Below are 18,503 nucleotides of genomic sequence, written 5' to 3'. Positions count from 1 at the left end.
ATCTTTGTTTTGGGCTATTTCTTGCCGGTCAGTTCGCGCATTTTTTCGCGAAACTTGGCCGCCCAGCCCTTTTTCTCGATCCTCTCGGCCCGGGTCAGGGTCAATGCGTCGGCTTCGACCTTGCCGGTGATCGTGCTGCCCGCGCCAACAATTGCGCCATCGCCAATTTCGACGGGGGCGACAAGCGACGAGTTGGAGCCAATAAACGCCCCTGCCCCGATGTCGGTATGCTGTTTGCGGAAACCGTCATAATTGCACGTGATCGTCCCGGCGCCGATATTGGCCTTGGCACCGACACGGGCATCGCCGATATAGCTCAGATGATTGACCTTGGCCCCGGCCTCAAGCACGGCCTTCTTGATCTCGACAAAGTTGCCAACCCGCGCCCCGGCACCGATTTCAGCCCCCGGACGCAAACGGGCATACGGCCCGATATCGGCACCATTGCCAACCACACAGCTTTCAAGATGGCTGAACGCCTTGATCACGACATTGTCGCCGACGGTCACACCGGGTCCGAAGACAACATTCGGCTCAACAATGACGTCACGGCCAAGCTTGGTATCGGCACTGAAAAATACCGACGCCGGATCAACCAACGTCGCGCCCTCAGCCATTGCGGCTTCGCGCAAGCGATTTTGCAGGATGGCTTCGGCGACGGCCAACTGGGTGCGGGAATTGACACCAAGTGTCTCTGCCTCGTCCACCTCGACCGCGACACAGCTTTGGCCGTTCTTTTGCGCCACTTCGACCGCATCGGTCAGGTAATATTCACCCTTGGCATTGGCGTTATCAATCGCCTCAAGGGTTGTGATCATGTCCTCGGCCTTAAAACACATCACACCGGAATTACAGAAATTGATCTGACGCTGCGCGTCGTCGCATTCCTTGTCCTCGACAATCGCGGTCAGGTTGCCGTTCTGATCTGTGACCAAACGGCCATAAGCGGTCGGGTCTTCGGGCCGGAAGCCCAGAACCGCCACCGCATGATCATTTTCTTCGCGCGCGGCAACAAGGCGGGCCAGTGTTTCGGCGGTAAAAAGCGGGCTGTCAGCATAGAGCACCAGAACATTGCCCGTAAGCCCCTTCAAGCCATCCTTGGCAGCAAGAACGGCGTGCGCAGTGCCAAGGCGATCTGTTTGTTCAAAGGTTGGATGCGGTGCAACGGTCTTGATCAGGTCCGGCATATCCGGGCCGACAACGACCATGGTCTTTGCGGCCTTCAGGTGGGAAGCGGTATCAATCACGTGACCCACCATCGGCTTGCCCGCGACCTTGTGCATGACTTTGGGCATTGCGCTTTTCATGCGCGTGCCCATCCCGGCGGCCAAAACAACAACACTCAGTTCAAGCGACATTTATAACCCTGTTGGCTGCGCCATTCCGCAGCATCCCCTTTGCAGGCACCATCACGATGAAGTGTGATGCAAATATTCCCGTTCGCAGCAAGTCTTAGAACATATTCCCGGACAGCAAAAGCCCATAAAGAATCACGTTTTGTTACCAGCTGTTAGCAGATGTTACCGATTGTTAATGGCACGGTTTCCGTTAAGTTCCTATAAACCATGCTGCACTTGTCACCACTGCCGCTAATTCACATCCAAGGAGCCCCACCCGATGGCCAAATTCATTCTGTTCGACCTTGATGGCACCCTGATTGACGGCGTCGATGACATCCTGTTTGCGATGAATGATTTGCTGGCGGCCCACGGGCATGCGCCACTTGTTCGTCATGATATTGAAGCCATGCTGGGTGATGGCACATGGATGCTGACCAAACGCGCCTTTGCCGCACGCGGATCAGAGCCCTCTGACGCGATGCTTGATGAACTCAACATCGATTTCAACGCGCGATATGTCGAAACCGACTACGCCTATACCCGCCTGTTTGAAAATGCCGAAACGGTCCTGCGCCAACTGAAGTCAGATGGCTGGACTATTGCGCTGGCGTCGAACAAACCCGAAGCGCCGTGCAAGGCAATCCTTACCAAGCTTGGCGTTGCCGATCTGTTTAGCGTCATCGCTGGTGGCGACAGCTTTGAGGTCAAAAAGCCTGATGGCCGTTTCCTTGGCTTTGTGCTGGGGCAGCTTGGTTTTGATAAATCAACCGACACCGCCATCATGGTCGGCGATCACGCCAATGATGTAAACGCCGCCCGTGCGGCAGGCATTCATGCGATTGCCGCTGCCATGGAAGTCGATGACGCCCGGGCCAAATCGCTTGGTGCGGATGCGGTTGTGACCGCCTATGCCGACCTTGTATCGGCGATGAACGGTATTGCTAATCGCGCCTGACAAAGCAAAACCGGCCAGCAATTCAATACTGGCCGGTCTGGAGTGGATCACATACCGCCCCCCGCGGCATGTGATCTGGGAAATCAAATCCCGACAGGATCAATCAATGACTGTCTTTGGGGATTGCCTTGCCGCGATGACCGACGAGGAAGTCGAAGTCGGCCCCGCGATCTGCACCGATGACCGATTTGTAATAGAGCGAGGCATAGCCGCTTTCCGGAACCGGAACGCTGTTTTTCCAGTCTTTCAGGCGCTGGGCCAGCTCTTCATCACTGATATCGAGATGCAGGCGACGGTTGGGGACATCAAGCTCGATCATGTCGCCATTCTTAACGACGGCCAACGGTCCGCCTGCCGCGGCCTCGGGCGAGGTATGAAGCACCACTGTGCCATAGGCCGTGCCGCTCATGCGGGCATCTGAAATACGGACCATGTCGGTGATGCCTTTACGCAGCACCTTGGGCGGCAGGCCCATATTACCGACCTCTGCCATGCCCGGATAGCCTTTCGGACCGCAGTTTTTCAGAACCATGATGCAGGTTTCATCGATATCAAGGTCCTCGTCATAGATCTTGGCCTTGTAATCATCGATGTCTTCAAACACCACAGCGCGCCCACGATGGGTCAGAAGTTCCGGGGTTGCGGCCGACGGTTTCAGGACCGCACCATTCGGTGCGAGGTTGCCTTTGACAACGGCGATGCCGCCACTAGCCGTCAGGGCCTTTTCGAACGGACGAATAACGTCCTCGTTCCAGTTGCGGACATCCTTGACCTGTTCCCACATGGTTTCACCCGATACCGTCAGGGCATCGTTATGAAGCTTGCCAGCCTCGGCCAGCGCCTTGATCACCACAGGCAAACCACCGGAATAGAAGAATTCCTCCATCAGGTAATCACCAGACGGCTGCAGGTTCACAATCGTCGGGATATCACGGCCCAACCGATCCCAGTCATCCAGCGACAGATCGATGCCGACACGTCCGGCAATGGCAAGCAGGTGAATAACCGCATTGGTCGAACCACCGATTGCGCCGTTGACCCGAATGGCGTTCTCGAACGCTTCCTTGGTCATAACATCAGACGGTTTCAGGTCATCCTTGACCATCTGAACGATACGGCGACCGGTAATGTGCGCCATCACGCGACGGCGGCTGTCGACGGCCGGAATGGCCGCATTGCCCGAAAGCGCCATGCCAAGCGCCTCGGCCATGCTGGCCATGGTCGATGCGGTACCCATGGTGTTGCACGAGCCCGGCGACCGCGACATGGCAATTTCAGCTTCAAGGAAATCTTCGGTGCTGATCTTGCCAGCCTTGCGGTCCTCGGAAAGCTGCCAAAGCGATGTGCCTGACCCTATATCCTCGCCACGCCATTTGCCATTGAGCATCGGCCCACCGGTGACAACAATCGCCGGGATATCAACACTGGCAGCCCCCATCAGAAGCGACGGCGTGGTTTTATCGCAGCCCACCATCAGGACAACGCCATCAAGCGGCGTTCCGCGCAGCATTTCCTCGACATCCATCGAGGCCAGGTTACGGAACATCATCGCAGTCGGGCGCAGCGTGCTTTCACCGGTTGAAAAAACCGGGAATTCAAGCGGGAGACCACCGGCCTCGTAAATGCCGTGTTTGACGCGTTCGGCCAAATCGCGCAGATGGGCGTTACACGGGGTCAGTTCCGACCAGGTGTTACAAATGCCGATCACCGGACGTCCGTCAAACAGATCCGATGGCAAACCCTGGTTCTTCATCCAGCTGCGGTGATAGATATTGTCCTTGCTGGTTCCGCCGAACCATCCCTCTTGCGAGCGGAGGGTACGCGGCCAGGGTGCCGGTTTGAACTTCGTCATGCCCGTTTTCCTTTTTGACTTATTATCGTGACGGATCCGGTGGTGTGCGGTTGGGATGGTCGCACACAGGACTTTGAACGACACGCATCAGCAACCGGTGCCATAAACCAATTATGGTGAAACCGGTTGGTGTGACCCCGATGCGTATCGTTCCGCGTCATCGTGTTGTTACGCCTTGTTTTTGTTGTAGACGTCGAGGATCACAGCCGCCAAAAGCACGAGGCCCTTGATCACCTGCTGCCAGTCAATACCGACACCGATAATCGACATCCCGTTATTCATGACACCCATGATCAATGCGCCAACGACGGCACCAATGACCTTGCCAACACCGCCTGACATCGACGCGCCACCAATAAAGACAGCGGCAATAACGTCAAGCTCAAACGCAAGACCGGCCTTTGGCGTTGCCGTATTCAGACGGGCGGCAAAGACCAGCCCGGCAAGGGCGGCCAACATGCCCATATTGGCGAACGTGAAGAAGGTCAGGCGTTTGGTATTGATGCCCGAAAGCTTGGCTGCTTTTTCATTCCCGCCGAGCGCATAGATACGACGACCAAGGGTGGTTGAGTTGGTGATGAAGGTAAAGATCGCAATCAGAACCGCCATGATCACCAGAATGTTCGGCAATCCGCGATAGGTCGACAGCAGATAGGTCACAAACAGGATCGCAATCCCCGCCACCGCATGTTTGATGACAAATACGGCCATCGGTTCTTCGACTGCGGCAAACTTCTCCTGCTTGGCGCGCGAACGCAGACCAAGGATCGGCAGTAATGCCGCCAGGACCACACCCAACGTCATCGAAAAGACGTTAAAGCGTCCCTCGATCAGACCACCAAAGAAGTCCGGGATAAAGCCCGACGACATCGCCTGGAAGCTGTCGGGGAACGGACCAACCGATGCCCCGCCCAGAAGTGCTAGCGTCAAGCCCTTGAACACCAGCATCCCCGCCAGCGTCACAATGAAGGACGGAATGCGCCAATAGGCCACCCAATACCCTTGGGCCGCACCAATGATGGCCCCGGCAATCAGGCAGACCGGCACGACCAGAACGGTTGGCAAATCCCAATTGACGATCATCACCGCAGCCAGCGCACCGATGAAGCCAACGACAGAACCGACCGAAAGGTCAATATTGCCGCCAACAATCACCAGCAACATGCCGACGGCCATGATGATGATATAGCTGTTTTGCAGGAACAGGTTGGTCAGGTTGACCGGCTTGAGCATGATGCCGTCGGTCAGGACCTGGAAGAAGGCCAGAATGGCAACCAGCGCAACAACCATGCCGTATTCACGAATGTGGGTGCGCAGATAGTAGCCGATTGATTTGGTTTCAGTATCCGTCATTGTCTGTTCCTCAGCCTTTCAGGATCATGCGCATGATTGCTTCCTGGCTTGCGTCTTTTGCCGCAAGCTGTCCTTTGATCTCACCTTCGTTCATGACGTAGATGCGATCGCACATGCCCAGAAGCTCCGGCATTTCCGACGAGATCATGATGACCCCCTTACCGTCGGCTGCCAGTTGGTTGATAATCGTATAAATCTCGTATTTCGCCCCGACATCGATGCCGCGCGTCGGCTCATCAAGAATGAGCACCTCGGGTGCAGCAAACAGCCATTTTGACAAAACGACTTTCTGCTGGTTGCCGCCCGAAAGGTTCATCACCTTCTGTGCGACATTGGGGGTTCGAATGTTGATTTTTTCCCGGTATTCCTCGGCAACAGATCGCTCCGCCCCGTCATTGAGAACACCGTTTTCCGAAACACCCGGCAAGTTCGCCAGTGTAATGTTGGTCGTGATGCTTTCTTCAAGGATCAGACCCATTTCCTTACGGTCTTCGGTGACATAGGCCAGTCCCGATGCAATCGCCTTTTCCACGGTCGATACATCGACCGGCGTGCCATTGATCAGGACTTCACCGGAAATATCGGTGCCATAGGACTGACCAAAGATGCTCATGGCAAGTTCGGTCCGACCAGCCCCCATCAGGCCCGCAATACCGACAACCTCACCGGCCGCAACATCAATGCTTACATTGTCGACGACCTTGCGTTCGGGATGCAGCGGATGGGTTGCCGACCAGTTGCGGACTTCCATCAACTTTCCTGAACCGATACTTGGCGTGCGTTCCGGATAGCGGTGCGCCATATCGCGCCCGACCATGTCCTTGACGATATGGTCTTCGGTAATGTTGCCACCGCGCGCATCAAGGGTCGAAATCGCCTTGCCATCACGGATAACCGTGATGCGGTCTGCCACCCGGTTGATTTCATTGAGCTTGTGCGAAATCAGGATCGAGGTAATGCCCTGCGCCTTGAATTCCAGCAACAGATCGAGCAGCTTCTGGCTGTCATTTTCCTGAAGACTGGCGGTCGGTTCATCAAGGATCAGCAGTTTCACTTTTTTCGAAAGCGCCTTGGCGATTTCGACCAGTTGCTGTTTGCCAACACCGATATTGGTGACCAACGTTGCCGGGTTTTCTTTCAAACCGACTTTTGACAGCAACTCACCGGTGCGCGCAAAGGTCGCCGGCCAGTTGATCACGCCATTTTCGCTGATTTCGTTGCCCAGAAAAATGTTTTCGGCAATCGACAGCAACGGCACAAGTGCCAGTTCCTGGTGAATAATGATGATCCCGCGTTCTTCACTGTCGCGGATATCCTTGAATTCCTGCACCCCGCCATCATAAAGGATGTCACCTTCATAGGTTCCGTGCGGATAAACACCGCTCAGCACCTTCATCAGGGTGGATTTACCTGCACCGTTTTCGCCACAAAGCGCGTGGATTTCCCCGCGTTCAACTTTGAGGCTGACATCATCCAGTGCCTTCACACCCGGAAAGGTCTTGGTGATGTTCTTCATTTCCAGGATGGTATCCATCCGGTCCTCCCACTGCCATTGACACTGCAACGGCGTCTTCGTCTGCTTTGGTCTTTGTTTTCCTGGAAACCAGTCGGGCGAGTTGCCCTAGAGCACGTTCAGAAAAGCGGCCCCGGCGCAAACGCCGGGACCTTCAATGCCTAAGCGCTTATTGCACTTCGTCTTTGGTGTAATAGCCTGAACCAATAAGGATTTCTTCCCAATTGGATTTATCAACCATGATCGGCTCAAGCAGGTAGGAAGGAACAACCTTCACACCGTTGTCGTAAGTGCTGGTGTCGTTGATGGTCGGCTTTTCGCCTGCAAGGACACTGTCCACCATCGAGACGGTTACACGTGCAAGTTCACGGGTATCCTTGAAGATGGTGGAATACTGTTCACCAGCCAGGATCGACTTGACCGACGGCAGTTCCGCATCCTGACCGGTCACGATCGGCATTTTCATATCGCCGGAACCGTAACCAACGCCTTTGAGCGAGGACAGGATACCAATCGACAGCCCGTCATACGGCGACAGAACACCATCGACTTCTTCATCGGTGTAATGTGCCGACAGAAGGTTATCCATACGGGCCTGTGCAACCGCACCGTCCCAACGCAGGGTACCGACCGTGTCCATGCCCATCTGGCCGGATTTGATCACGATGGTTCCCTCGTCGATCAGCGGCTGCAGGATCGACATCGCACCGTTATAGAAGAAATACGCGTTGTTATCATCCGGCGAACCACCGAACAGTTCAACATTATAGGGCGGCTTACCCGATTCAATCAGGCCATCAACCAGCGAGGTGGCCTGCTGGACGCCGACCTGGAAGTTGTCGAAGGTGGAATAATAATCGACATTCGGGCTTTCAACGATCAGGCGGTCATAGGCGAAAACCTTGATGCCTGCTGCTGCTGCGTTTTCCAGCGCATTCGAAAGCGTGGTACCGTCAATCGCCGCGATCACCAGGACATCCACGCCCTTAACGATCATGTTTTCGATCTGGGACAGCTGGTTAGGAATATCGTCTTCTGCGTACTGAAGATCGGTTTTGTAGCCGGCAGCTTCAAACTGCTCGACCATGGAATTTCCGTCGGAAATCCAGCGTGCCGAAGATTTGGTGGGCATTGCGATCCCGACATAGCCTTTTTCATCGGCATGGGCGTAACCGCCGGAAATCATCGGGCTCATCATTGCGGCCGCGCCAAAGGCGACCCCTGCCATTACGGCACCGAGACGTTTCATAGCTATCCTCCCTAAAAGACACGGCATACATGCCATTATTCTTTACGCCCGACTTTCACAGGCATTCGTGACCTGCATACGTCGTGTCTTTGTTTTCAATTGATATTGCATCCTATTTCCCAAAGGACACGGCGCCATTATTCAGACGCCCTACATAACAATCAAATAAACATTTTCGAAACTTGCATATCAAAATTGATATACTAAGATCACGCCATACCGGAGGAATCCATCATGGCCAAGACATCCAATCTGCTCCCGCTCAGTTCCGCGAAATCCCTGCTTTTCCGCTCTGGAAACCTGTTTCAGCGTGGCTTGAAGCTTAGTCATCTGCGCATGATTGTCGCGATGGAAGAGACCGGTCAGATCAGTCTGGCAGCTGACATGCTCAAGACATCCCAACCGGCTGCCTCTAGACTATTGTCTGAGATGGAAACCATCCTTGAGGCACGCTTGTGCGTCCGCAGTGCGCGCGGGATCGAGATGACCAATGCCGGACGCGCTCTTGCCAGGCGGGCGCGCAGCATGCTGATTGAAATCCGCGAAGCCGAACGCGAGATCGAGGATATCAAACATGGCGGTGGCACTGTCTTTATCGGGGCCGTGACCGCCGCGGCCGTTGAACTGGTGGTGCCTGCCATCCGAAGCGTTCAGGCCGTCAACTCCTTGCTTGAGGCTCATGTTGGCGTCGGGCCATCGCATTTGCTGATCAAGGATTTGCTGGCGGGTGATCATGACTTTGTCATTGGCCGCGTGCCCGAAGACATGGACCCCCGCCTGTTTAACATCCGCGAAATCAGGAGCGAGAAAATCCGCCTGATGGTGCGCACCGGTCATCCGCTGCTTGAAAGCAACAAGCCGATCACGCTGGCACGCCTTGCCCAGTTCGAATGGATCTTGCCGCCACCCGGCAACCTGATGCGTCGCACGATCGAGGATGTGTTTATTTCGCGCCACCTGCCCTTGCCGCATTCGAGTTTGAATTCTGCATCCCTTCTGGTGACGCTGGCGACCCTTGCCGACACCAACGCCATCGCCCCGATGGCCGAGGAAGTCACAACCCTTCTGACCAGTGGCGGGCTGATTACCGAACTGCCCTTTGATGGCGCGATTGAAATCAAACCCTACAGTCTGATCACCGCGCGCGGCCATCGGCTTTCACCTTCGGCACAACTGGTTTCCGATCATATTCTTGCACGCATCGAAAAACCGCATGGCTAGGCTGATCGTCATGCAATTGTTTGCACTGTGAAGCTCTCCAAAACTGGCGTAAGCTTCTGAGACAAAACAAGACATGTTGTGACCGAGAGTAAAACATGCCCGCAAGCCTTCGATATCTCTGCGCCCTGTTCGTCGCCGTCTCGCCCCTGATCGCAACAGGTGCGCACGCCAGTGCGACCGATGACAGCACGGCGGAAATGTCCGATATGGACCGCCCGGCTGCCTTTGCGGTCATGGACATGCGCGCCAGCAGCGCATGGGCGATCAATCACTTTGAATGGCTGGACCCGAACGAAGAAGCACTTGAAACGCTTGTGTTTTCAGCGGGCAAAGGGCCGATGCGGCTTGATTTCGTCATGGACAATATCGTTCCGTCCTATTGCGAACTCCGTCCCGATCCCGAGAATTGCGATGGTCCGGGCGCCCCGGTCAGCTGGATGGAGGATGTCCCGCAAACCATCTGCATGGATATTCCGCTCGTGCTTAAGGCGCGCCACAAGGACGTTTTGAAAAAGGCCGACCTTCTGTGCCTGCAACCGCAAAGCAACCTGCTTTTCCCCGATGACTGGATTGCTGGCAACGGCTGGCCACAAGTCCATCTGCACCAGACCGTGACACCGCGCAAAATCCGCCATGACGGCAACACGGCGATCATTGACCTTGTGATTACCGATGCCATCGCTACGGGCATTGCCAACCTGTCTGAACAGGGCTATGGCCCGGCCAAAATCGGCATGAGTGATGATGAACTGCGCGACGTCATCGGCCCGAACCTCGATACCTTTATTGCCGGTGATGATGAAAGCTGCACCTATCTGCAACGCGATCTGGATCCGTCGGGACTGGGGTACATGGTTCTTGATGGCAAACTTGCCCGGGTGTCGCTTTATGGTGACGAACATGACGTTGCCACAAGCCTCGTGCGCACCCGCAATGGCCTTTCCATCGGATCGACCAAGGAAGACGTTTATGCCGCCTTTGCCGGTCAGACATTAATCGAGGAAGAAAACGAATATCTTGGCCCGGACGGGCGGTATGTCACATGGTGGCAGGATGAGGCCAAAACGCACGGCATCCGCTTTGAGATTGATGAAAACGGCACGGTCATCGCCATTCATGCTGGCAGCGATGCAATCACATTGATCGAAGGCTGCGTCTAATCCCCGACAACCAAGCAGCACCGTATTTTCTTTGCCGTTGACTTGCCATGCCAAGGCGGTAAAAGCGCGTCTTGCGCAAATCATACAGATCTCGCCACTACCCAAAACCAACAACAATATTGCCATCCCCTTGCCGCAAAGCCCGACCAGAACGGCGTGCTTGCGGAGACACGAACACGAATGCAAACACCCATAACGTCCAACCTTGTTGTCCTTACCGGCGGTCCCGGTACGGGCAAAACCACATTGATCAATCATCTTGATGACCGGGGCTTTGACACCCGCCCCGAGGTGGCGCGTGCCATCATCGAAGAGCAGCTTGAACGCGGCGGCACCGCCTTGCCGTGGGAGGATAATGATGCCTATGCCGGGCTGATGTTCCGACGCTCCATCCGTGCCTGGCAAGAAGACATCCAAAATCATCCGCGCACGGTTTTCTGTGACCGCGGCCTGCCCGACACCTTGGCGCATCGAAGACTAAGCGGCCTTCCGGAAAATCCCGATCTGATCCGCGCGATCAATACCTATCGCTATCACCGGGTGGCGTTTGTCCTGCCGCCCTGGTCGGAAATCTACAAAAACGATGCGGCACGGACACAAAGCTTCTCCGAGGCCGTCAGAACATATGTCGTGCTGTGCCGGACCTATCATGAATGCGGCTATGAACTGGTCGAAATTCGCAAAGGCCCGGTCGAACAGCGCGCCGCCCAGATCCTTGCCCGCCTCAAACTCTAAGAAACACGCCCCAAGATGACGCCAAAAAAACCCGCATCCCGATTTACCAAGCGCGCCGTCATGGCATGCACAGCCGCCGTAACGATGATCACCAGCCTGCCGGCCATTGCCGCCTGCTATGACTGGCCGCTGCGCGAACATCGCGGCAATTATGCTTATGACGGTGACACCATCTATGTCGCCATTCCCGGCCTGCCTGATGAGATCGCCAATATGTCGGTGCGCGTGCGCGGGGTCGACACGCCTGAAATGCGCGGCCAATGCGACAGCGAAAAGCAACTGGCGCAAAAGGCCCGCGACTATGCCCGCCAACGCCTGAAAACCGCGACATCGGTTCAATTCTGCGAACCGGAATGGGGGCGTTATGGCGGGCGTGTGGTGGCGTCGGTGCGGATCGATGGCAGCCCGCTTGATCTTGAGCTGATCGAAAACGGCCTTGCCCGCCCCTATGATGGCAAAACCAAACGTCAGCCCTGGTGCCAAGGTTGAGTATCAGGGCTGATCAGATCAGCCTTTGATGTCACTTCGGTGTGAAGTCACTGGACAACGGCGATATTCCAACCATCTTTGCAAACAGGAAATCGCCAGACCGAAGTTCAGAAGGCTAAGTGACGAAATATGAGCAAATATCACAAAGACCCGGATGCCATCCGCGACCTGTCGCCTGAACAGTATTATGTGACACAGGAAAGCGGTACCGAACCGCCATTTCGCAATGATTTCTGGGATCACAAGGAAGACGGGCTTTATGTCGATATCGTCTCGGGCGAGCCGCTTTTTACATCGCGCGACAAGTTCGATAGCGGCTGTGGCTGGCCAAGTTTTGTGAAGCCGGTCGAAACCGACAATGTTATCGCCAAGGAAGACAACACCCATGGCATGCGCCGGATCGAGGTCCGATCCAAACATGGCGACAGCCATCTGGGCCACGTATTCCCCGACGGCCCTCAGGATCGCGGTGGATTGCGTTATTGCATCAACTCGGCGTCCCTTCGCTTTATTGCGATCGAGGATCTTGAGGCCGAAGGATACGGCGAGTATCGCCACTTATTCGAATAGTTAGACAAAAAAGACCGGCGCGAAGCCGGTCTTTTTATTTGTATGATGATTAGAAATCACACTCAAAAATCACCGGGTGCACATTGCAGGCAAGTCAGCCCCATATCGCGCCATTTATCGACCACCCGTCTGCGATCATCGACCACAAGCCACGGATTGAAACCGTCCTCGATGATTTTGGCCAGCAGGTCTTCCTTGACCTCTTCATCGGTGCGGTGATCGGCATCCATGGGGCGCAGATACATGCCATCAAACGGGATATCATGCGCACGCAGCCAGGCTTCTGATCGGTGTTGCCAGCCCGCCGGGCGGCCCGAACAGATCAGGATCGCATGGCCAGATGCATGCAGAATGCGCAGCAGGCGTTCGATATTTTCAATCGGTTTGGCGTGGTCCATGGCGTCAAAGAACGCATCCCACTGTTTTTCCACACCATGAACCAGATGCCCCAAAGCATCGGCATCAAAATGCGCCAGCGTGCCATCCATATCAAACACGACTGCATCACGCGCATCACGGGCTTTGGGTTCAGTCACGCAGAAATCTCCTTAATCAGGTTTTCGGTCAAATTTTCATACTCCCAGCCGATTTCCATCGGGCGGAACAGGATCGGGGTGGCGTTGGGCACGCGTGGGCCATCGGCCTCAAACCCGGTCATGTAAAGAATGCAGCGCGCCACACCGGAATGGGCGACGATCACGGTCAGGTTATCACTGACCTCGGCCAGGGCCTGTTGCATGGCAAAGGATACGCGTTGGCACATGGCATCAAACCCCTCGCCATTGGGCGGGGTGTCAAAGCGCGGGCACAATTCCGCAATCGGGCGACCTTCCAGATCACCCCAATGACGTTCACGCAGGCCATCAAGCACCTTGGCGTCATAACCCGGCAACACCAGATTGGCCGTCGTGCGTGCCCGGTCCTGCGGACTGACATAAACCGCATGCCATTTCGCCATCGCCATTAATGGTGCAATCGCCATCGCCTGTTCGCGCCCGGTTTCATTCAGCGGCGGTTCATTGGACCCGGCAATGATGCCCGCCCGGTTGGCATCGGTTTCCCCGTGCCGGATGAAGACAAACGGCAGCTTGGGAAAATCGAACTTTTCAGCGGCATAGATCATGACCGGACATCACCTTTGTTGGAGAACGCATGCATTACAAATAGAACCGATCTGCAAGCTGTAGCCGCCCGTCAAACCCATCGACAAGCCCAAAATCCTCTGGCCGGCTGGTGAATAATGGCACGACCTGCATGGCATGGCACTGATTGGCGAGATCAATCACGTGGCTGGCAAGCGGGTGCACGTTCCAACGCCGGAAATGGGCATGGCCCTTTTCGACCATCTTGCGCGCCTCGATTGGCATGAAACCGGTGAAGATCACATGCGCACTTGCCCCCATGCGACCAGAGTCCTGCCATTGATCAATCAGTTCACGCGCCTTGCCAAAGGTCGCGCACGGCGCATGACACAAAAGCAACCGTGCATCCGGATTGAAATGCTTTGCCTTGTCCTTAAGGCTGCGCAACTGGCGGATGGCGTCACCTGCAACGTAATCCGATCCATGGGCATCAAGCACCTGCTTGACCTGCCCGTAACAACGATCATCCATCGACCAGTCGGTCAGGCCATGACGTTCAAACAACAACGCCATTTCCGCCGCCCGGCCACTGGGCGGTACGGGAAACAGGATCTGCCCATCCAGCTTGGTCATGGTGGTCAAAAGGCTGTCAATGCGGACCTGCTGGGTCAGTTGTTCCATGCCATAGGACGCATCGAGTAGGACTGTTGCCGCGTCGGGTGGCGTGTCATAGAGGAAATAATCAGATTCCTGACAGAAATCGCCGGAATACAGCACCCCGCCCCCCAGTTCGAAATGCAGCCACACCCCGCCAAATGAATGGCCGGTGCGTCCGGTGGTCACGGTCACGCCATCAACCTGAATTTCCCCATAAGGCGGCAGCGGGATAACATTGGCCCCCTTGGGAAGGGAGCGCGCGGTGACTTCGGTGCAATAGATCGGCAAACCGGCATCAACGATTTCGCCCGCCGCCCCGATATGGTCGATATGGTCGTGGGTAATGAAAACAGCGTTAACTTTATTGAGCCACGCCGGATCAAAACCCTGATCACTTTCGGGCCCCACCCCGCAATCAAGCAGCCAGCGGCGGTTAAAGAATTCCAGTCGCAAACAGGCCGGTCCCTTTTCGCCAAGACCGGAAAGAACACGCATACGGGCTGACATCAGGCGGCCTCACCCGACATGCGGTCAAACACCCAGCCGTCATTTACCTGAAGGCCGACCTGTTCGCCAATGCGTGCCCGGCGGTTGGCATAGACCGGTAAGGTCTGATCCGCGCCAATCCGAACCGAAAGGCGGAAACGCCCACCGAGATAAACGCAATCATCGACCTGGCCGCGCAACGGCGCATCATCGGTGACCCAGACGTCTTCTGGCCGCAGGCAAAGACCGGCATTAGCCGTATTCACCGTCGCGAGGCCATCGGCCAGTTTCGGGCAGATGCGCGCGGTAATGCTGCTTTGCCCCAACTGGACGGAGCAATTGCCGTTACTTCCGACCGTAACACCTTGCACTGGCAGGACCGCCCCTGCCCCGACAAAGCCCGCCACCATCAGATCGGCCGGTTCGCGATAAAGCGTTTCGGGCGCTGCCATCTGGCGAATATGGCCCTTGTCCATCACCGCAATCCGATCCGCCATCGCCATGGCTTCGGCCTGGTCATGGGTGACGTAAATCATCGTCGCCCCGGTGCGGCGATGAAAATCCAGAAACGCCTGCTGCATGGTTTCACGCAAATGGACGTCCAAGTTCGCAAGCGGTTCATCGAGCAACACCGCGCGTGGTTCCATGACAAGGCAGCGCGCCAGTGCCACACGTTGACGCTGCCCGCCCGATAGTTCCGACGGGCTGCGATCGGCATAGGGGCCAAGGGCGACGATATCGAGTGCCTCGGCAATCTTGCGATCCTGATCGGCCCGGTTGAGCCCGCGCACCTCAAGCGGATAGCCAACATTGCGCGCGACCGACATATGCGGCCACAGGGCATAGGACTGAAACACGATGCCAAGATTGCGGTCCTCGGGACTGATCATGATGTTGTTTTCAGGACTTGCCATGACCTGCCCGCCGAGTGAAATCTGGCCGTGATCGGGTTCCTCGAACCCGGCGAGCAAGCGTAGAAGCGTTGTCTTGCCGCAGCCGGACGGGCCCAGCAGAGCCACGAATTCACCGTCGGCAATATCAAGCGAGACCTGATTGACCGCCCGATAATCGCCAAAGCATTTGGTAATGCGCGAAAGATTTATGTCTGCCACGGTACAACTCCTTTGGGCAAACGACGCGCGGCAAGCTGAAAACAGCTCATCAACGCGATCACCACCAGCACGACCAGAACCGCCACGGCCGAAGCCAGAACGGTATCGCCACTGTCATCAAGATTGAAAATCAGAACGCCCAACGTCTCGTTCCCGGCCGACCACAAAAGGGCCGAAACGGTCAGTTCGTTAAAGGCGGTCAGGAAAACCAAAAGCGCCCCGGCCGCAGCAGAGGGGGCGGCAAGCGGCAACAAGATATCGCGCAAGCGTCGCGACAACCCGGCGCCACAGGCCTGGGCGGCTTCTTCAAGGGCCGGGTCAAGCTGGGTAAAGCTGTTCATCACCGGACGCAACGCGATCACCAGAAAACGTGCGAGATACGCGACGAAAATAATCGCAAGCGTGCCATACAAACTGACATCAATCAGCGGAATGCGGATGAACAACAAGATACACGCAATCGCCAACACCACACCCGGAAGCGCATAGGGCACTTCAACCAGAAGATTGATCAGCTTGGTCAGGTTCGATGGCCTGCGCACCATCACATAAGCCAGTGGCAGGCACATCAGAACAAGCGTCACCGCCGCCCCCACGGAAAGAAGAAAGCTGTTCTGGAACGCGCGAATGGTGGAAGGCTGCACGAACATGACTTCATGGAACGCCTCGAACGTCGCATTGGCGAATGTGAGTTTGACGCCAAAGGCCGGCACCAGTGCGGTGGTAAAGAGTGCTAGAAGCGGAATGACCAGAATGGCGACCAACACCGCCCAAAGGACCATTTCAACCAAGCTTCGGCGCGCACCGAGTTTGACATCCAAAGGACGCCCGACCATGCCCATCAGACGATAGTCACGTTTGGACAGCAAGCGGTGATGCAACGCCACGCCACAAATCGCAATCGCCCCGATCAGCATGGCAAGGACGGAAACCTCGCCCAGAACGGACGGGCCAAACCCGGCAAGCTTTTGATAAATCAATGTCGGCAGCGTCTGGTAGCCTGCCGGAATGCCCAGCATCGCCGGAATGCCAAAGTTGCCAAGCGCGGTGACAAAGGCCATGGCGGTTCCGGCAATAAGGCCCGGACTGGTCAGCGGCAAAATGATCTGCCACCACAAACGCCCGCCGCGTGCACCCGCCAGACGGGCGGCTTCGATCTGTTCGCGTGGCAACATGCGCAAATTGGCGCGCAGCGTCAGAAACACGATGGAGGCATGCTGGATCCCCAACAAAAGGGCGATGCCCTCGGCGGAATAAAGCGGCTGGGGCGATCCCAGCGGCGGGGCCATGCCAATGGCATTTAAAAGCGCACTGCTGGGCCCGGTCAGTTGCACCCAGCTGAGCGCCGTAATCTGTGGCGGGATCATCATCGGGATCATGAAACAGAACACCAATGCCGCCTTGGCACGTATATCGGTCAGTGCCACCAGAAAGGCAAAGGCACCCCCGATCAAAAGGGAGATAATCGTTCCCAGACCGGCGGTATAAAGACTGTTTGCCGTGGCCCGCCAAGTTGATGAATTGCCCAGCACGTCGTGAAAATAATCAAACGAAGGCACACCACCGACCATCACGCCTTCAAACCCAAGGCGCAGGATCGGCAAAATCGAAATAATAAATACCGGCACCACCAACCAAATCAGCAACCGGTCCGAAGACCGGTTGCCATTTGGTTTGGCGATTATGCCAGGCAGAACGCCGCGAAGGCGACCTGTAGCCTGCATTATTCAGCCCCGAACATGTCTGCGAATTTCTGTTTGTTGGCTTCGGCCTGTTCCAGCGCGATGGCCGGATTGAAGTCCATCAACTTGATTTCGCTGCGTGCCGGGAAACCGGCCGGAAGCGCCATGTCGTTACGTGCCGGGATGTAGCCCATATCAAGCACCAGTTCCTGACCCTGTTCGGACAGAAGGAAATCAACGAACTTGTGCGCGGCATCAACGTTCTTGGCATCTTTCATGATCGCGACCGGCTCGGTCACATAGGTCACACCCTCAGACGGGAAGACGAAATCAACCGGCGATCCATCAGCTTTGCCACGGATGGCAAGGAAGTCGACAACCACACCATAAGGCTTTTCACCCGACGCAACGGCCTTGAAAGTACCGCCATTACCACCCTTGGCGCGTGCTTCGTTGGCTGCCAGTGCCTGATAGTAATCCCAGCCCAGATCCTTGTTCTCGGTCAGGGTGGAGAGGTGAATAAGGGCCGCACCGGAATAAAGCGGGCTTGGCATTGCGATCTGGTTTTTCACCGCCGGATCAGCAAGGTCTTTCCACGATGTCGGCGCTTTGACGGCGGTGTTGTAAACGATGCCGCTGGTGATCAGCTTGGTCGAATAGTAATAGCCTTCACCGTCATAAAGACCGTCTTCATAGGCACTTGCTTCGCCGGATTTATAGGCCTGCAGCTGACCTTCCTGCTTGAGACCTTCAAGCGTTACGGTATCGGCAATCAGAAGAACATCCGGGCGCGGGTCGCCAGCAGCGATTTCCGCACGCAGTTTCGCCATCAGTTTGGTGGTGCCGTCACGGACCCACTCAACTTCAATATCCGGGTTGGCAGCCATAAAGGCATCAACAGTGGTCTGGGCATCCTTGTTCGGCTGGCTGGTATAAAGAACCAGCTTTTCAGCAGCCTGACCCACAACTGGCAGCATCATCGCGGCAGAGGCAACCGCAGCAAGAAGAACGTTACGCATGATCGGCATCCCTTAGATCGAAAAAAAG

At 56.0% G+C, this 18,503-nt stretch carries 17 protein-coding genes; 6 read left to right on the top strand and 11 right to left on the bottom strand.

Features of this window, described 5'->3' with window-relative positions:
• Positions 1-14: 14 nt before the first annotated feature.
• Positions 15-1,358 (bottom strand): bifunctional UDP-N-acetylglucosamine diphosphorylase/glucosamine-1-phosphate N-acetyltransferase GlmU, encoded by a 1,344-nt coding sequence (gene glmU / locus IT893_RS05875; protein ID WP_197147165.1) that lies wholly within the window; start codon positions 1,356-1,358, stop codon positions 15-17.
• Positions 1,359-1,617: 259 nt separating this feature from the next.
• Here glmU and IT893_RS05870 point away from each other — a divergent pair, with 259 nt between their 5' ends.
• Entirely contained in the window at positions 1,618-2,295 is a 678-nt protein-coding gene (locus IT893_RS05870) for an HAD hydrolase-like protein (protein WP_197147164.1), read from the top strand.
• Positions 2,296-2,398: 103 nt separating this feature from the next.
• Here IT893_RS05870 and araD read toward each other — a convergent pair whose 3' ends face one another.
• The 4 genes from araD to chvE form a co-directional block, all read right to left on the bottom strand.
• On the bottom strand, positions 2,399-4,147 hold the full coding sequence (araD, locus tag IT893_RS05865) for an L-arabinonate dehydratase (RefSeq protein WP_008890509.1): 1,749 nt from the start codon (positions 4,145-4,147) through the stop codon (positions 2,399-2,401).
• Positions 4,148-4,315: 168 nt separating this feature from the next.
• Entirely contained in the window at positions 4,316-5,500 is a 1,185-nt protein-coding gene (gene mmsB, locus IT893_RS05860; protein ID WP_008890508.1) for a multiple monosaccharide ABC transporter permease, read from the bottom strand.
• Positions 5,501-5,510: 10 nt separating this feature from the next.
• Positions 5,511-7,034, bottom strand: a complete 1,524-nt coding sequence (gene mmsA / locus IT893_RS05855) for a multiple monosaccharide ABC transporter ATP-binding protein (protein WP_063088393.1) — start codon at positions 7,032-7,034, stop codon at positions 5,511-5,513.
• Between the two features lie 148 nt (positions 7,035-7,182).
• Positions 7,183-8,262, bottom strand: coding sequence for a multiple monosaccharide ABC transporter substrate-binding protein (chvE, locus tag IT893_RS05850; protein WP_197147163.1), 1,080 nt, complete (start codon positions 8,260-8,262; stop codon positions 7,183-7,185).
• Between the two features lie 234 nt (positions 8,263-8,496).
• Between chvE and IT893_RS05845 the strand changes: the two genes are divergently transcribed.
• The 5 genes from IT893_RS05845 (at position 8,497) to msrB (ending at position 12,437) form a co-directional block, all read left to right on the top strand.
• Positions 8,497-9,483, top strand: a complete 987-nt coding sequence (locus IT893_RS05845; RefSeq protein ID WP_008890505.1) for a LysR family transcriptional regulator — start codon at positions 8,497-8,499, stop codon at positions 9,481-9,483.
• Positions 9,484-9,578: 95 nt separating this feature from the next.
• Positions 9,579-10,643 (top strand): hypothetical protein, encoded by a 1,065-nt coding sequence (locus IT893_RS05840; protein ID WP_197147162.1) that lies wholly within the window; start codon positions 9,579-9,581, stop codon positions 10,641-10,643.
• 180 nt (positions 10,644-10,823) lie between these two features.
• Positions 10,824-11,378 (top strand): AAA family ATPase, encoded by a 555-nt coding sequence (locus tag IT893_RS05835; RefSeq protein WP_197147161.1) that lies wholly within the window; start codon positions 10,824-10,826, stop codon positions 11,376-11,378.
• A gap of 15 nt (positions 11,379-11,393) precedes the next feature.
• Entirely contained in the window at positions 11,394-11,867 is a 474-nt protein-coding gene (locus IT893_RS05830; RefSeq protein ID WP_197147160.1) for a thermonuclease family protein, read from the top strand.
• Between the two features lie 129 nt (positions 11,868-11,996).
• Positions 11,997-12,437, top strand: a complete 441-nt coding sequence (gene msrB / locus IT893_RS05825) for a peptide-methionine (R)-S-oxide reductase MsrB (RefSeq protein ID WP_197147159.1) — start codon at positions 11,997-11,999, stop codon at positions 12,435-12,437.
• Positions 12,438-12,499: 62 nt separating this feature from the next.
• Here the strand turns inward: msrB and IT893_RS05820 are convergent, their stop codons facing one another.
• From IT893_RS05820 to IT893_RS05795, 6 genes are read right to left on the bottom strand one after another with little or no spacing between them, the layout of a single operon-like run.
• Complete coding sequence (locus IT893_RS05820; protein ID WP_197147158.1) at positions 12,500-12,973, bottom strand: polynucleotide kinase; 474 nt, start codon at positions 12,971-12,973, stop codon at positions 12,500-12,502.
• Positions 12,970-13,560 (bottom strand): histidine phosphatase family protein, encoded by a 591-nt coding sequence (locus tag IT893_RS05815; RefSeq protein ID WP_197147157.1) that lies wholly within the window; start codon positions 13,558-13,560, stop codon positions 12,970-12,972. The genes IT893_RS05820 and IT893_RS05815 overlap by 4 nt, the downstream gene beginning before the upstream one ends.
• 34 nt (positions 13,561-13,594) lie before the next feature.
• Positions 13,595-14,683 carry an MBL fold metallo-hydrolase gene (locus IT893_RS05810; protein ID WP_197147156.1) on the bottom strand — a complete coding sequence of 363 codons (1,089 nt, stop codon included), beginning with the start codon at positions 14,681-14,683 and terminating at the stop codon, positions 13,595-13,597.
• On the bottom strand, positions 14,683-15,774 hold the full coding sequence (locus tag IT893_RS05805) for an ABC transporter ATP-binding protein (RefSeq protein WP_197147155.1): 1,092 nt from the start codon (positions 15,772-15,774) through the stop codon (positions 14,683-14,685). Before IT893_RS05805 ends, IT893_RS05810 begins: the two co-directional genes overlap by 1 nt.
• Entirely contained in the window at positions 15,762-17,498 is a 1,737-nt protein-coding gene (locus IT893_RS05800) for an iron ABC transporter permease (RefSeq protein ID WP_197147154.1), read from the bottom strand. The genes IT893_RS05805 and IT893_RS05800 overlap by 13 nt, the downstream gene beginning before the upstream one ends.
• A complete protein-coding gene (locus IT893_RS05795; protein WP_197147153.1) occupies positions 17,498-18,475 on the bottom strand; it encodes an ABC transporter substrate-binding protein in 978 nt (325 codons plus the stop codon). The genes IT893_RS05800 and IT893_RS05795 overlap by 1 nt, the downstream gene beginning before the upstream one ends.
• Positions 18,476-18,503 lie beyond the last annotated feature (28 nt).

The organism is Thalassospira sp. A40-3 (assembly GCF_015871485.1).
In the GTDB taxonomy this organism is placed as follows: Bacteria; Pseudomonadota; Alphaproteobacteria; order Rhodospirillales; family Thalassospiraceae; genus Thalassospira; species Thalassospira tepidiphila.
Note: the sequence above shows the minus strand (reverse complement) of the source record. Positions and strands in the feature narration are given on the sequence as shown.

Bases quoted from the DNA above. Each gene is read 5' to 3' on its own strand.
- glmU (WP_197147165.1), bottom strand. From the start codon at position 1,358: ATGTCGCTTGAACTGAGTGTTGTTGTTTTGGCCGCCGGGATGGGCACG.
- IT893_RS05870 (WP_197147164.1), top strand. From the start codon at position 1,618: ATGGCCAAATTCATTCTGTTCGACCTTGATGGCACCCTGATTGACGGC.
- araD (WP_008890509.1), bottom strand. From the start codon at position 4,147: ATGACGAAGTTCAAACCGGCACCCTGGCCGCGTACCCTCCGCTCGCAA.
- mmsB (WP_008890508.1), bottom strand. From the start codon at position 5,500: ATGACGGATACTGAAACCAAATCAATCGGCTACTATCTGCGCACCCAC.
- mmsA (WP_063088393.1), bottom strand. From the start codon at position 7,034: ATGGATACCATCCTGGAAATGAAGAACATCACCAAGACCTTTCCGGGT.
- chvE (WP_197147163.1), bottom strand. From the start codon at position 8,262: ATGAAACGTCTCGGTGCCGTAATGGCAGGGGTCGCCTTTGGCGCGGCC.
- IT893_RS05845 (WP_008890505.1), top strand. From the start codon at position 8,497: ATGGCCAAGACATCCAATCTGCTCCCGCTCAGTTCCGCGAAATCCCTG.
- IT893_RS05840 (WP_197147162.1), top strand. From the start codon at position 9,579: ATGCCCGCAAGCCTTCGATATCTCTGCGCCCTGTTCGTCGCCGTCTCG.
- IT893_RS05835 (WP_197147161.1), top strand. From the start codon at position 10,824: ATGCAAACACCCATAACGTCCAACCTTGTTGTCCTTACCGGCGGTCCC.
- IT893_RS05830 (WP_197147160.1), top strand. From the start codon at position 11,394: ATGACGCCAAAAAAACCCGCATCCCGATTTACCAAGCGCGCCGTCATG.
- msrB (WP_197147159.1), top strand. From the start codon at position 11,997: ATGAGCAAATATCACAAAGACCCGGATGCCATCCGCGACCTGTCGCCT.
- IT893_RS05815 (WP_197147157.1), bottom strand. From the start codon at position 13,560: ATGATCTATGCCGCTGAAAAGTTCGATTTTCCCAAGCTGCCGTTTGTC.
- IT893_RS05810 (WP_197147156.1), bottom strand. From the start codon at position 14,683: ATGTCAGCCCGTATGCGTGTTCTTTCCGGTCTTGGCGAAAAGGGACCG.
- IT893_RS05800 (WP_197147154.1), bottom strand. From the start codon at position 17,498: ATGCAGGCTACAGGTCGCCTTCGCGGCGTTCTGCCTGGCATAATCGCC.
- IT893_RS05795 (WP_197147153.1), bottom strand. From the start codon at position 18,475: ATGCGTAACGTTCTTCTTGCTGCGGTTGCCTCTGCCGCGATGATGCTG.